Source organism: Kitasatospora sp. NPDC051702 (assembly GCF_040681575.1).
Classification (GTDB): domain Bacteria; phylum Actinomycetota; class Actinomycetes; order Streptomycetales; family Streptomycetaceae; genus Kitasatospora.
On the sequence record NZ_JBFAZB010000036.1, the window covers coordinates 83,461 to 97,927 of the forward strand.

Annotated in this window: 9 protein-coding genes and 1 pseudogene; 6 read left to right on the forward strand and 4 right to left on the reverse strand. The window is 74.2% G+C overall.

All coding sequences use genetic code 11. The features are described from left to right. The first annotated feature begins 341 nt into the window (after positions 1 to 341). On the forward strand, positions 342 to 1,130 hold the full coding sequence (locus tag AB0N04_RS26635; RefSeq protein WP_360212181.1) for a hypothetical protein: 789 nt from the start codon (positions 342 to 344) through the stop codon (positions 1,128 to 1,130). A gap of 89 nt (positions 1,131 to 1,219) precedes the next feature. On the opposite strand, the gene AB0N04_RS26640 is transcribed toward AB0N04_RS26635, so the two are convergent. Further along, complete coding sequence (locus AB0N04_RS26640) at positions 1,220 to 2,812, reverse strand: M4 family metallopeptidase (RefSeq protein WP_360212183.1); 1,593 nt, start codon at positions 2,810 to 2,812, stop codon at positions 1,220 to 1,222. 205 nt (positions 2,813 to 3,017) lie between these two features. Here AB0N04_RS26640 and AB0N04_RS26645 point away from each other — a divergent pair, with 205 nt between their 5' ends. Then, positions 3,018 to 4,346 (forward strand): hypothetical protein, encoded by a 1,329-nt coding sequence (locus AB0N04_RS26645; protein WP_360212185.1) that lies wholly within the window; start codon positions 3,018 to 3,020, stop codon positions 4,344 to 4,346. Between the two features lie 99 nt (positions 4,347 to 4,445). Here the strand turns inward: AB0N04_RS26645 and AB0N04_RS26650 are convergent, their stop codons facing one another. Continuing rightward, positions 4,446 to 6,701, reverse strand: a complete 2,256-nt coding sequence (locus AB0N04_RS26650) for an amino acid adenylation domain-containing protein (protein ID WP_360212187.1) — start codon at positions 6,699 to 6,701, stop codon at positions 4,446 to 4,448. Positions 6,702 to 6,907: 206 nt separating this feature from the next. Between AB0N04_RS26650 and AB0N04_RS26655 the strand changes: the two genes are divergently transcribed. The 4 genes from AB0N04_RS26655 (at position 6,908) to efeU (ending at position 11,481) form a co-directional block, all read left to right on the forward strand. Continuing rightward, positions 6,908 to 7,732, forward strand: coding sequence for an ATP-binding cassette domain-containing protein (locus AB0N04_RS26655; RefSeq protein ID WP_360212189.1), 825 nt, complete (start codon positions 6,908 to 6,910; stop codon positions 7,730 to 7,732). Positions 7,733 to 8,023: 291 nt separating this feature from the next. Then, the gene (gene efeO / locus AB0N04_RS26660) at positions 8,024 to 9,172 is read left to right on the forward strand and encodes an iron uptake system protein EfeO (protein WP_360212191.1); all 1,149 of its coding nucleotides are present in this window, start codon (positions 8,024 to 8,026) and stop codon (positions 9,170 to 9,172) included. Positions 9,173 to 9,282: 110 nt separating this feature from the next. Further along, positions 9,283 to 10,599, forward strand: a complete 1,317-nt coding sequence (gene efeB / locus AB0N04_RS26665; RefSeq protein ID WP_360212193.1) for an iron uptake transporter deferrochelatase/peroxidase subunit — start codon at positions 9,283 to 9,285, stop codon at positions 10,597 to 10,599. 48 nt (positions 10,600 to 10,647) lie between these two features. Then, positions 10,648 to 11,481, forward strand: coding sequence for an iron uptake transporter permease EfeU (gene efeU / locus AB0N04_RS26670; protein ID WP_360212195.1), 834 nt, complete (start codon positions 10,648 to 10,650; stop codon positions 11,479 to 11,481). 197 nt (positions 11,482 to 11,678) lie between these two features. On the opposite strand, the gene AB0N04_RS26675 is transcribed toward efeU, so the two are convergent. Both AB0N04_RS26675 and AB0N04_RS26680 read right to left on the reverse strand, forming a co-directional pair. After that, entirely contained in the window at positions 11,679 to 14,288 is a 2,610-nt protein-coding gene (locus tag AB0N04_RS26675; RefSeq protein ID WP_360212197.1) for an ABC transporter permease, read from the reverse strand. Positions 14,289 to 14,344: 56 nt separating this feature from the next. Then, a pseudogene (locus AB0N04_RS26680) lies at positions 14,345 to 14,467 on the reverse strand (ABC transporter ATP-binding protein); the annotation flags it as partial.

Genomic DNA, 14,467 nt, shown 5'->3' on the forward strand with positions numbered 1-14,467 from the left:
CTGGCCGCGTGACGAGCGGAGACGGTGGACGAGGACGGGGCACCGGCCGGCGCGGGGTGCTGAGGGCCGGTGCGGCGGCGCTGCTGCTGGGGGCGGCGGGGTGCGGCGGCGGGGCCGGGAAGCCGGCGGCGGGCGCGGGTCCGGCGGGGTCGGGGTCGGCGGGCCGGGGGAGCGCTTCGGCTCCGGGGAGCACGTCACCGGGCACGACCGCGGCGTCCGGCGGCAGCGTCGCCACCACTCCGACGGCGGGCGGAACCCCGGGCGACACATCCGGTGCGACGCCGACCGGGGCGGCGAGCCCGCTGCCCAACCCCCCGCTCTGGCAGCCCGGCCCGTCCGAGGTGCAGCCCGACGTCAAGCGGCGTGCCGTGGAGCTGGTCGCCGCGCTCGGGGCCTGGCCGCCGGGCGGCCAGGGCGTGGCCGCGGCGCGGGCCCGGGTGGCGGCGCTGGGCCTGCCGCCCGCCCTGGCGGACCAGGCCGGCCCGCTGGCGCCGCCGGCGCCGGAGGCGAGCCTGGAGGTGATCGACGCCCAGTACGGCGGGATCCTCGCCGACTCGGCGAGCGTGCTGGTGGTGTGCCGTCAGTGGACCCGCGGGCCCGACGGGTCGGTGGCCGAGGGCGGCTGCACGGTGGACGTCCGGCTGAGCCGGTCCGAGCCGCGCTGGACGGTCACCGAGCTGCACCCGGGGGAGCCGGGCCCGGCCGTGCCGACGCCGCCGCCCGCGGTGGCCCGGGTGTTCGCCGAGCCGAGGATCGAGCTGCCGCCCGGGGCGGCGGCCGACCTGCGCAGCGGCGCCGTGCACGACAGCGTGCTGGAGGCGATGCTGCGGCTGGCCGGCCCGTACACGCTCTCGGTGAGCGTGGTGCGGTCCGGCCACCCGTTGCTGGTGTTCGGCACGACCCGGCCCAGCGACCATCCGCAGGGCCGGGCCTTCGACGTGTGGCGGATCGACGGCCACCCGGTGGTGGACCCGGGGACGTCCCGCGCGCTGGTCGAGTCCTTCATGCGGGACGCGGCGGCCGCCGGGTCGTACAACGTGGGCGGGCCGGTGGCGATCCGGGGCGCCGGCAACCAGTTCTTCACCGACGACACCCACCACGACCACGTCCACGTCGGGTTCACCGCCTGACCGGGCGGCCCCGACCGGGCGGCCCCGACCGCCGCCCGACCGGTGACTGACCGGGCGTGCCGCCGCCCGGCCGGTCAGCCGACCGTGCGTCAGTTGACGTTGACGCCGCTCCACGCCGCCGCGATCGCCTTGTACTCGGTGCTGTTGAGGCCGTAGAGGTCCTTGGCCGCGCTCAGCGAGGCGGTGCGGGCGCCCTTGTAGTTGGTGGTGGACGTCATGTAGACGGTCAGCGCCCGGTACCAGATCTTGGCGACCTTCTGGTTGCCGATGCCGGTGACCGTGGAGCCGTTGCAGGTGGGGCTGTTGTAGGTGAAGCCGTTGATGGTCCGGCTGCCGCTGCCCTCGCTGGCCAGGAAGAACCAGTGGTTGCCGACGCCCGAGGAGTTGTGCACGTTCAGCTTGCCGACCGAGCTGCTCCAGCAGTCCGCCGAGGCGCCGTCCAGCGAGGGCTTGTCGAAGCGGCGCAGCCACGGCGGGGTGGACTGGTCGCTGAACAGGTAGTCGGGGGTGTCGACCTTGTTGTTGGCGTACCACTCGACCATCGTGCCGAAGATGTCGCTGGTGGACTCGTTGAGGCCGCCGGACTCCCCGCTGTAGCGCAGGTTGGCGGTGGCGCTGGTGACGCCGTGGGTCATCTCGTGGCCCATGGTGTCGAGGTCGACCTGCTCGGGGTCGTGGCTGCCGTCGCCGTCACCGGTCATCATGCAGAAGCAGCTGTCGGACCACTGGGCGTTGTCCCAGTTGGTGCCGACGTGCACGAAGACGGTGGCGCCCTTGCCGTCGTTCTTGATGCCGTTCCGGCCGAAGGTGTTCTTGTAGTAGTCGTACGTCCAGGCGGTGTTGGCGTGGGCGTCGACGGCGGCGGTGGAGCGGTCGGTGGAGAACTTCTTCCCGTCGCCCCAGACGTTGGTGGTGCTGGTGAAGGCGGTGCCGGAGCTCGCCTTGACCGAGGCGGCGGCGAGGTTGTGGGCGTCCTTGGTGACGTGGCCGCGGACCGGGTCGGTGAGCGTGTAGCCGCCGCTGGTCTGGGTGGTGTCGATGGTGATGTCGCCGGTGTACTCGGAGTGGCCGGTGCCGGAGGCCTCGTGCTCGGCGTCGTACGACTCGATCTGCTCGCCGGTGGTGGCGTCGGTGACGACCACCCGGCCGGCGGGCTCGCCGTGCTCGCCGGTGCCCTCGACGGTGGTGCGCCAGGCGAGCCGGGGGGTGCCGTCGGCGGCCCAGACGACCAGTTCGGGGCTGCTCACGGCGTCCCTGACGCCGGGTGCGGCGGCGATGCCCTCGGCGGCGCCGGCCTGCGCGGGGACCTTCGGGACGGTGGACTTCACGGCGGCGTCGTGGGCGGCGGCGCGGGAGGAGTCCTTGAGCCGGCCGCGGGAGTCCTGGTGGACGACGAGGTCGCCGCCGACCACCGGGAGGCCCTGGTAGGTGCGGTCGAAGCGGACGTGCTGGCTGCCGTCGGCGTCCAGGACGACGTCCTTGACCACGAGGTCCTGACCCGCGCCGAAGCCGAACGTCCCGGCGTTGCGGGCGACGTTGGCGCGGGCCTGGGCTATCGCGGCGTCGCGGGTGCCGGTGGCCGCGGAGGCGGTTCCGGTGGGAACGGCGACGGCGACGAGGGCGGCGACGACCGCGATGGCTCCGGCCGCGAGGGGGCGGCGGGAGGAGGAGGTGGGGCTCACTCTGACTCCAGTGGGGGTTAGCTGCAGGGAAAAGAGCTGCGACTGAGATTGACGGCGAGCAGTCAGCTGGAGCTAGAGGGAAGGTCATAACTTTGCCAAGTTGTGTCCTGTTCAAATCAAAAATGATCAGAAGTTAACATTGCGCCCACACTCCCGTCGTGACACTCGCTTACGCACACCCGCGCACGGCTCTAGGCTCGGCGCCATGGACGCATGGGTGGGGGCCTGGACCGGCGGGCGGGCGGCGGTCCACGTGGGCAACGTCGCGGACTTCAACGAGCAGTTCTTCGCCCCGGGGATGGACGGCGCCCAACGCGCCCGCCGCCTGCGGCAGGCGCACCACTACGCCTGCCTGGCCGCCTGCTACAGCCCCGAACCGGCCCTGCTGGTGCTGCCCGCGGAGGTCGCCCCGGAGTGGACGGACTGGCTGGCCCGGGAGCTGGAATGGGGCCCGGTCGAGGTGCACCGGGGAGTCTCGCCGGGGAGCACGGTCGCCCGGGCGCTCGCCGGACGGCCGGCCCTGAGGGCACGGATCGCCGGCCTCGGCGGACCGGTGGTCCACTGGGGCCGCACCGCGGACCAGGGCGAGGGGCCCGAACTGGCCGCCGTGCGCCGCTACGAGTCCAAGGCGGCCGCCCACGAGCTGTTCACCGAACTCGCCCCCGCCCACCCGGACGTCCACGTCCCCGCCCAGGAGTGCCCGGGCGGCCGGGGCCGCACCGCCCGCCGGCTGACCGCCCGCGCGGCCCGGGGGCTCACCACCGTCCTGAAGAGCCCGCACGGCGTCGGCGGCTACGGCACCGTCGTGGTGGAACCCGCCGACCTGTTCGCCGCGGGCGGCGGCCGGGCCCTGCTGCGGCGGCTGGTCCGCACCGAAGTCCTCCCGGCCCGGGGCGGGTTGCTGCTGGAGGAGCACGTCGACCCGGGCCCGGCCGCCCGGCTGCGCGACCTCACCTACGACGTGGTGATCGGCTCCGACGGGGCCGTCCACCCGGTCGGCGCCGGGGTCATGGCGGTGGCCGGCACCCGCTACCAGGGCGTCACCGTCGGGCCCGGCGCGGTGCCGGACGCCGCCGCGGGGACGGCCCGCCGGTTCGCCCTCGCGGTGGGGGAGCGGCTGGCCGCCGAGGGCTACCGCGGCTGGTTCGACGTGGACTTCGTCACCGACCGCCGCCGCCGGCTCGCCCCCACCGAGATCAACCTGCGGCTCACCGGCCCGGCCGTCGCCTTCGTGCTGCGGGAACGGCTGGACCGGGTGCGCGGGCCGGGCCACCTCGTCCGCACCCTGGACGCGATGCCCCTGGGAGCCCGCCTCGCCCAGGAGGCGCTCCACGACCACCTCGACCGGCTGCGCCCGGCCTGCGCCCGGCTCGGGGTCACCCTGCTGCCGCTGATCCCGACGGCCGGCCACGACCCGGAGCCCGTCGTCGGCCTCGCCCTGGCCGGGACCGACGCCGAGGCGCTGGACGCGGCACAGGCGCTGCTGGCGGCGGCGAACCACGCCCTGGCCGGGATGTTCGAAGCCCTGCGGTGACGGGCGGTCGGTACGCGCGCGGCCGCCTCGGGCGACCGATCGCCGTTTCGGCGACGGCGCTTCACCCGCTCCGGGCGGCCCCCCGGCGGCCGCCGCCCGCTACTGCTCGCCCACCGGCGGCCGCCAGACCACGAACCGCACCACGACCAGCGCCGCGAGCATCAGCGGGATGTTGAAGGCGAACACCAGCGCCGTCTCGCGCGGCCAGTCCGTGGCGCTGGTGAGGCGGTACAGGTTGTCCTGCGGCCACCAGTTGACCAGCAGCCAGGTGATCGCGAGATGGGTCAGCACGGACAGCCGGTACGGCCGTCCCTGTCGCAGCACGGCCTCGAAGCCGGCGGCGAGGTAGACCACGCCCGCGCCGAACGCCAGGTTCTCGCAGAGGTACAACAGCCTGAAGTACGCGTCGTAGGGGGACGGGACCAGCGAGACGTCGGTGGAGCCGGGGAAGAACTCGTCGGTGATCGCCCACGCGCCGGCGCCGAACAGCAGCACGCAGAAGACCGCCGCGCAGCCGGCGACGGAGCGGCTCTCGGAGCCGCCGCCCCCGGCCTTGCCGCCCGCCTTCCCGCCGCCCGCCTTCACCGGGCGCCCGGCGGTGAGCGCGGCCGTCCGCGCGGCGGTGTGCTCCGGCGGTGCGGGCAACGGCAGCGCGGAGCGGTCCAGCTTGCCCGCCCGGGTGCGCGGCAGGTCCGGCACCACCACGACCGCCGAGGGCGCGGCGGCGCCCGGCAGTTCCGCCGCCAGGTGCTGCGAGAGCGACCAGCCGTCGGCGCCGTCCGCGGCCGGCTCGGCCACCGCGTAGCCGACCAGCCGCCGCTGCCCGGGCCGCGGCTCCAGCTCCACCACGGCGGCCTCCCGGACCGCGGGGTGCGAGCGCAGCACGCCCTCGGCCCGGGCGGCCGTCAGCACCGTGGCCACCGCCGAGGCCTTGCCGGGGTGGTCGACCGGACCGAGCACGGTGGCGGCCCGGCCGAGGAACTCCAGGACGCCGTCCGGGCGCAGCAGTCCGACGTCCCCGGTCAGCAGCACCCGCCCGTCCGGGTCGAAGTCGGCCCGGACGAAGCGCCGCCGGGTGTCGTCGGGCCGGTCGAGGTAGCCCCGGCCGAGCCCGCTCCCGGCGACGGCGATCTCGCCGGGCCGCCCGGGCGCGACGGGGAGGCCCTTCGGCCCGACCACGTAGACCCGGGTGCCGGGGAAGGGCCGGCCGACCAGCGAGACCCGTTCGCCGCCGTCGGCGACGGCGCTGCCCCGGGCGTCGAAGTAGGTGCTGTCGACGGTGGCCTCGGCCAGGCCGTAGACGTTGAGCACCCTGGTCCGCTCGCCGAGCAGCCGTTGCAGGCCCAGCTGCTCGTCCAGGTACCACTTCTCGGCGCCGACGGTCAGCAGCCGCACCCCGGGCAGGGCGCGGCCGGTCCGTTCGAGGAAGGCGCTCAGCCGGCGCGCGGTGCGCACGTTCAGCTCCACGACGGTGATCCGCTCGTCGGCGACCAGCGCGGGCAGCTCGGCGACGTCGGCGGTGCGGTCCAGGGTGAGGTTGCGCGGGGCGACGACGAGGGCGGCCCCGGTGCACAGGGCGCGCACCCAGTCGGCGGTGAAGACGTCGAACTCCAGGCTCGCCGTCTGCAGGATCCGGTCCTCGGCGGTCAGCCCGTACACCTCGCACCAGCCGCGGTGGGCGGCCAGCAGGTTGTCGTGCCCGATCAGCGCGCCGGTGGGCGGGCCGGTGGTTCCGGAGGTGTAGAAGACGCAGGCGAGGTCGGCGGGGCCGGTGGCCGGGGCGTCGAACGGGCCGTCCGCCGACACGGTCAGGTCCGGGCAGACGACCGGTGCGCCGCCGGCGTCGGCGAGCCGCACCCGGTGGCCCTCCTCGGTGACCACCAGGTCCGGTGCGGCGTCGGTCAGCACGTGCCGCAGCAGCGCGTCCGGCGCGCTCGGCTCCAGCGGCACGTAGGCGGCGCCGGTCTTCAGCACGGCGAGCAGGGCGACGTAGACGCCCGTCCCGCGGCCGAGCGCGACGGCCGCCCGGCCGCCCGGGGCCAGGCCGCGGGACGCCAGGTCGCGGGCGAGTGCGGTGGCCCGGGCGTCCAGCTCCCGGTACGTCAGCTCCTCGGCCCCGCACCGGACGGCGACGGCGAGCGGGGCCAGCCGGGCCTGCTCCTCGACCAGTCCGTGCACCGTGCCGGCCGCCGGCGGTGCCCCGACCGCGGCCTTCCCGACCGCGGGCTCCCCGACCCCCGGGCCGCCCGTCGCCTCCCCGAGCGCGGCGCCCCCCGCCGCCTCCCCGACGGCGGCCTCCCCGACCGCCGCCGCTCTGCCCGTCGGCTCCCCGTCCGTGGTCTCCCCGTCCGTCATGACGGCGCTCCCCTCGTCGCTCCGGAAGCACCGATCATCCTCCCAACTCCGGCCGGGCAAAAGGGCCCTGGCGCGTCCATCCCTCGGACGAAGCGATCTTGCCTGGGGCCCCGGTTGTACTCTGCACGCGGACGGTCGGCGCCGTACCGGCCGGTACGGCGCCACGCCCGTACCCTGCCCGGTGCCGTGATCGGAGGTCCGCCCCCATGAGTTCGTCCGCCCCGTCCTTCGAGGGCCCACTGCTGCGCACCCGGGACGTGGACGTCGTGCGCGACGGCCGCCACCTGCTGCGCGGGATCTCCCTCACCATCGAGGCCGGCGAGCACTGGGCGCTGCTCGGGCCGAACGGGGCGGGGAAGTCCACCCTGCTCGCGCTGCTCGGCGCGGTCTCCCACCCGACCCGCGGGGAGGTGGACGTGCTGGGCCGCCGGCTCGGCCGGGTGGACATCCGTGAGCTGCGCGCCCACCTCGGGCACGTCAACCCCCGCCACCCGCTGCGCTCCCCGCTGAGCGTGCGCGAGGTGGTGCTGACCGGGCACACCAACACCATCGAGCCGGAGTGGCACCGCAAGGCCGCCCCCGAGGTGCTGGCCCGGGCCGAGCAGCTGATCGAGACGCTCGGCATGGCCCCGATGGCCGACTCCCCGTGGACCACGCTCTCCCAGGGCGAGCGCGGCCGGGCCCTGATCGCCCGCGCGCTGATGCCCAGCCCGCGGCTGCTGCTGCTCGACGAGCCCGCCACCGGACTGGACCTCACCGCCCGCGAGCTGCTGCTGGACAGCCTGGACCTGCTGCGCCACCAGCACCCCGAGCTGGCCAGCGTGCTGGTCACCCACCACCTGGAGGAGCTGCCGGAGAGCACCACGTACGCCCTGCTGCTGCGGGCGGGGGAGTGCGTGGCGGCCGGGCCGGTGGACGAGGTGATGACCACGGGGCTGATCAGCGAGACCTTCGGCCATCCGATCCGGATCAGCCGCCACGAGGGCCGCTGGACGGCCCGCGCGGCCGCCCGCCGGGTGCCCGGGGCGTGAGGCCGTGGGCTGACGGACGGCGGCCCGCGAGGGTGCCCGGGCATGAGGCCGTGGGCTGACGGACGGCGGCCCGCGAGGGTGCCCGGGCATGAGGTCGTGGGCTGACGGACGGCGGCCCGCAAGGGTTCCCCCCACCTGACGGATTGACAGGTGGGGGGCGGTGTAGACGCTGAAATCAGATTTCCCTAAGGTATGCCTTAGCTAAGTGGGCGGGGGGACCGGTGCCCCCGGTTCCCCCCGCCCACACTCAGTGCTGCCCAGGTCCACCCTGCCCTCTCCGTTGGAGCCCGTATGTCCGCCCGTCGCCGTACCACTGCAGCCGCGCTGCTCACCCTCGCCGTGGCGACCGCCACCCTGGCGGGCTGCGCGGACAAGAAGGACGACAAGGCGGGCGGCGCCGACGCCGTCAAGATCAACGCCACCGACACCGCCTGCGAGGTCTCCAAGACCACGTTCCCGGCCGGCCACGTCGTCCTCGACATCAGCAACAAGGGCGCCAAGACCACCGAGGTCTACGTCTACGGCGACGGTGACAAGATCATCACCGAGCGCGAGAACATCGGCCCCGGCACCAAGGCCACCATCAACGCCGAGATCAAGGCCGGCTCCTACGAGATCGCCTGCAAGCCCGGCATGGTCGGCGACGGCATCCGCCAGAAGATCACCGTGACCGGCGAGGGCGGCAGCGCCGCCGCGGCCGACCCGCGCCTGGCCACCGCCGTCGAGGCCTACCGCAAGTACGCCCAGGAGCAGGCCGACGCCACCATCCCGGCCGTCGAGGCCTTCGCCGCCGCGATCACCGCCGGCGACGTCGAGAAGGCCAAGTCGCTCTACGCGCCCTCGCGCACCGGCTGGGAGCGCACCGAGCCCGTCGCGGAGAGCTTCGGCGACGTCGACCCCAAGACCGACACCCGCGAGGACAAGGTCGAGGCCGGCCAGCAGTGGACCGGCTGGCACAAGCTGGAGAAGTCGCTCTGGGCCGACGCCAGGATCGGCGACGACGAGAAGACCCTCGCCACCCAGCTGGTCAACGACCTCAAGGACTGGCAGAAGAAGATCCCCTCCGCCGAGATCACCGCGACCAGCATGGCCAACGGCGCCAAGGAGCTGCTGGACGAGGTCGCCACCAACAAGATCACCGGCGAGGAGGACCGCTACAGCCACACCGACCTGGCCGACTTCCAGGCCAACGTCGAGGGTGCGCAGAAGGCCTACGAGCTGCTGAAGCCCGTCGCCGCCGAGAAGGACCCGGAGCTCGCCAAGACCCTCGACTCCGAGTTCACCGCCATCACCGCCCTGCTCGCCAAGTACAAGCAGGCCGACGGCACCTTCACCTCCTACGACAAGGTCACCGAGGCCGAGCGCAAGACCTTCTCCGACGCGGTCAACTCGCTGGGCGAGCCGCTGTCGAAGCTGGCCGCCGCCGTCGTCGTCAAGTAACGACCCCGGCACCACCGAGCACCGTCCCCACCCCTCCACCGACGCCGTGGCGGCCCCCAAGCGGCCGCCACGGCATCGGCGAGTCAGCACAGAGAAGGATCCACCCGCCGATGGACGCCGAGAACCAGCAGCAGACCGAAGCCCCGGCCGGCACCGACGCCGCCCCCGCCGGCGGCGTCAGCCGCCGGGCCGTGATCGGCTGGGCCGGCGCGGGTGTCGCGCTCGGCGCCGCCGCCGTCGGCTCGGTCGCCGCGGCCACCCGCCAGGACGACCCCGCCCCGGCACCCGCCGCCCAGGCCGGCGCCGAGGTGCCCTTCTACGGCGACAACCAGGCCGGCATCGCCACCCCCGTCCAGGACCGCCTGCACTTCGCCGCCTTCGACGTCTCCGACAAGGCCACCCGCGAGTCGCTGGTCAAGATGCTCAAGGAGTGGACCAAGGCCGCCGCCGCGATGACCGGCGGCCGCGAGGTCGGCACCGGCGCCGCCAGCGGCCTGCCCGAGGCGCCGCCGGACGACACCGGCGAGGCCCTCGGCCTGCCCGCCTCCCGGCTCACCCTCACCATCGGCTTCGGCCCCACCCTGTTCGAGAAGACCGGCCCGGACGGTCAGCCGGTCGACCGCTTCGGCCTCAAGGCCAGGCGCCCCGAAGCCCTGATCGACCTGCCCGCGTTCAAGGGCGACAAGCTCGACCCGCTGCGCAGCGGCGGCGACATCTGCATCCAGGCCTGCGCCGACGACCCGCAGGTCGCCGTGCACGCCATCCGCAACCTGGCCCGCATCGGCATGGGCACCGTCAACATCCGCTGGTCGCAGCTCGGCTTCGGCAAGACCTCCTCCACCACCCCGGACGCGCAGACCCCGCGCAACCTGATGGGCTTCAAGGACGGCACCCACAACATCGCGGGCACCGACACCGCCAAGCTCGCCGACCACGTGTGGGCGGCCCCCGGCGACGGCGCCGACTGGATGACCGGCGGCTCCTACCTCGTCGCCCGGCGCATCCGGATGCACATCGAGACCTGGGACCGCACCTCGCTCAAGGAGCAGGAGGACGTCTTCGGCCGCACCAAGGGCGAGGGCGCCCCGTACGGCAAGGCCAAGGAGCACGACGCGCCGGACCTCAAGGCCATGCCCGCCGACTCCCACGTCGCCCTGGCCCACCCGGACGCCAACAGCGGTCTGATGATCCTGCGCCGCGGCTTCTCCTTCACCGACGGCACCGACGGCCTCGGCCGCCTGGACGCCGGCCTGTTCTTCCTCGCCTACCAGCGTGACACCCGCAAGGCCTTCGTCCCGCTCCAGCAGCGGCTCGCGGGCAGCGACAAGCTCAACGAGTACATCCAGCACGTCGGCTCCGCCCACTTCGCCTGCCCGGCGGGCGTCCGCAAGCCCGGGGAGTGGTGGGGCCAGGCCCTGTTCGGCTGATCCCGACCGCGTTCCCCCGTACCACCTCGACACCCCCCAGGAGCCCGCGTGTTCGGCAACTACCTGATCGGCCTGCGCGAAGGCCTCGAAGCCAGCCTGGTCGTCTGCATCCTGATCGCCTACCTGGTCAAGACCGACCGCCGGGACAAGCTCCCGCCGGTGTGGACCGGCGTCGTCTCGGCCGTCGTGCTCAGCATGGCCTTCGGCGCGGTGCTGCAGTTCGGCTCCTCGCAGCTCACCTTCGAGGCGCAGGAGGCGCTCGGCGGCTCGCTGTCGATCATCTCGGTCGGGCTGGTCACCTGGATGGTGTTCTGGATGCGCCGCACCGCCCGGCACCTGAAGACCGAACTGCACGGCAAGCTCGACGCGGCCGTCGCCATGGGCACCACGGCCCTGGTGGTCACCGCCTTCCTGGCCGTCGGCCGGGAGGGCCTGGAGACCGCCCTGTTCATCTGGTCCGCGGTGCAGGCCACCGGGGACGGCTACAACCCGCTGATCGGCGCGGCCCTCGGCCTGCTCACCTCGGTGGTGCTCGGCTGGCTGTTCTACCGCGGCGCACTGAAGATCAACCTGGCGAAGTTCTTCACCTGGACCGGCGCCATGCTGGTGGTCGTCGCGGCCGGCGTGCTCGCCTACGGCGTGCACGACCTGCAGGAGGCCGGCTGGCTGCCGGGCCTGCACAGCCAGGCCTTCGACATCTCCAGCACCATCCCGAAGGACAGCTGGTACGGCACCCTGCTCAAGGGCGTCTTCAACTTCCAGCCGGACCCGACGGTCCTGCAGCTGGTGGTCTGGCTGCTCTACCTGGCGCCGACCCTCGCCGTCTTCTTCAACCTGTTCGGGGGCCGGGCGAAGCCCGTCGCGGCCAAGCCCGCCGCCTGACCTCCCGCACTCCCGCCCCGCCCCGACCGGCCCCCGCCGGCCGGGGCGGTCGCGCATCCGGCCCCCGGCACCCCGCCGGGGGCCGCGGTACGGGGCGGGGGTGTCCGGGTCGGGCGGGGGTGTGCGGGGCCGGGACGCGGCGGAGCCCCGGGAGGTCCTGGACCGCCCGGGGCTCCGGGGTGACGTGAGCGGGGCCGCTACTCGCTCTTGATCGCGCCCAGGATGTCCATCCGGGCGGCCCGGCGGGCCGGCCACAGGGCGGCGAGCAGGCCGATCACCGCGGCCGCGACCAGGAAGCCGAGGATCTGCAGCGGCGGCACCACGGTGGTCATGTCCTTGAAGGAGTCCGCCATCGTGCGGTTGCCCGCCCAGGCGACCAGGACGCCGAGCCCGATCCCGACCACGCCGCCGAACAGCGCGATCAGCAGCGACTCCAGTCGCACCATCCGGCCGATGCCCCGGCGGTCCAGGCCGATCGCCCGCAGCATGCCGATCTCCCGGCGGCGCTCGTAGACCGACATCGCCATGGTGTTGACCACGCCGAGCACCGCGATCACCACGGACATCCCCAGCAGCCCGTACATGACGTTCAGCACGTTGGTGACCATCTGGCGGCTCTCCGCCTTGATGTCCTCGTCGCCCTTGACCGCGATCAGCGGGTTGCCGCCGGTGGCGTCCCGCAGCGCCTGCTTCAGCCCGTCGGTGGCGCCGTCCGCGCCCTTCACCAGGATCCGTTCCAGGCCGCTGCCGGGCGCTGCGTGCGGGCCGACCACGGCGTCGGGGGCGACGAAGCCGGCCGGCGCGGTGTTGGCCTCCAGGACGGCACCGACGGTGAGCGAACCCTTGGTGCCGTCCGGGTAGGTGACCGCGACGGCGTCGCCGACCCGGTAGCCGGTGCGCTCCGAGGTGCCGGCGCTCACCATCAGCCGGCCGTGCTTCAGCGCGTCCGCCGACCCCTCCTTGACCTTGATGGTGGCCAGCCGGTCGATGGTCGCCGCGTCGACGGCCCGCAGGTACTCGGTGGTCGTGCCGTCCGGGCCGTCCGCGTCGGCCGATCCGTGCGTGCCGTGCGAGCCGTTCGCGGCGGTCTTCACCGGGACGGTGCGCTCCACGCTCATCGCGCTGACGCCGGGCGTCCTGGCGACCTGGGTGGCGACCTCGGGGGAGAGCATCGAGAAGTTCTTCATCGCGACGGTGTAGTCGGCCTTGAGGTCGCTCCCGGTGGACTTGTCCAGGGCCTCGTTCACCGAGGCGCCGACCACGGTCAGCGAGGTGATCAGGGTGACGCCGATGGTCAGCGCGGAGGCCGTGGCGGCGGTGCGCCGGGGGTTGCGGACGGCGTTCTCCCGGGCCAGCTTCCCCGGCGTGCCGTACAGCCTGCGCAGCAGCGGGGCGAACAGCGCGATCAGCGGCCGGGAGAGCAGCGGGGTCAGCACGAACACGCCGATCAGCAGCGCGCCCGCACCGAGACCGACCAGCTTGACCTCCTTGCCGCCCACGCCGGCCGCCAGCGCGCCACCGCCGGCCAGGGTGAACAGCAGGCCGATCGCGTTGCGCACCCGCAGGCTCTTCTGGGTGGCGGGCTGCTCGACCGAGCTCATCGCCGCGACCGGGGCGATCCGGGAGGCGCGGCGGGCGGGCAGCCAGGCGGCCAGCACCGTCACCAGGACGCCGACGGCGATCGCGGTGACCACCGTGGACGGCGCGATGATCAGCGGGCCGTCCGGCAGGTTGGCGTCCATCGGGCCGTTGAGCACGGCCTTGAGCCCGACGGCGATCCCGATGCCGGCCAGCAGACCGCCCACCGACGCGGCGAGGCCGACCAGCAGCGCCTCGATCAGGACCGAGCGGGTGATCTGGCGGCGGCTGGCGCCGACGGCGCGCAGCAGGGCCAGCTCCCGGGTGCGCTGGGCGACCAGCATGGCGAAGGTGTTGGCGATGATGAAGACGCCGACGAACAGGGCGATGCCCGCGAAGCCCAGCAGGAAGGTGCTGAGCATCCGGGTGCCCTGCTCGATCATCCGGTCCTGTTCGGCGGCGAGTTCGCGGCCGGTCCTGGCCTCGAGGTTGTCGCCCTGCGGGAGGGCCTGCTTCACGGCGGCGAGCAGCGCGGCGTCGTCGGTGCCCGGCTTGGCCCTGACGTCCAGCTCGGCGTAGTGGCCGGGGCTGAGGTAGAGCCGCTGGGCGGTGGCGGTGTCGAAGGCGGCGAGCGAGCCGCCGGCCACCACGCGCGGGTCGTTGGTGTGCAGGGTGCCGGTGAGCTTGAGCTCCATCACCGGGCCGTTGACGGCGACGCGGACGGTGTCGCCGACCTTGTACCCGCCCTTGTCGGCGGTCCTGGTGTCGAGCGCGATCTCCTTGGCGTCCTTCGGGCCGCGGCCCTCGACCAGCGGGTAGCGCGGGTCGGTGCCGTCGGCGCCCGGCACGTAGTTGGTGCCGGTGGTGGAGAAGCCGTCGCCGATGAGGGCGCCCTTGCGGTCGGCGATGCCGGCGAAGCCGCTGACCACGCCGCGGGCGTCGGCGGCGCCGGGCAGCGCCGCGACGGCCGTGCGGGTGTCCTCGGTGAGGGAGGGGCCGGCCTCGGCCCGGTCGCCGCGGTCGTAGCCGCGGCCGACGGCCTCGTGGTCGCTGACCGTGACGGCGATGTCGGTGTAGCTCTTGGAGTTCTGGGTCCTGAGCGCGTTGCCGAAGGTGTCGGAGAAGACGAGCGTGCCGGCCACGAAGGCGGTGCCGAGCAGGACGGCGAGCGTCGTCATGAGGAGCCGGCCCTTGTGGGCCAGCACGTTGCGCAGTGCGGTGCGGAACATGGGGGAGTGTCAGTCCTGGGGGGCTCGTGGTTCGGTGGCGTCGGGGTCGAACGGGCTCAGCTGGTGCGGCCCTTGGCGTCGAAACGGCGCATGCGGTCCAGGACGGTGTCGGCGGTGGGCGTGTGGAGTTCGTCGACGATGCGGCCGTCGGCGAGGAAGACGACGCGGTCGGCGTAGGA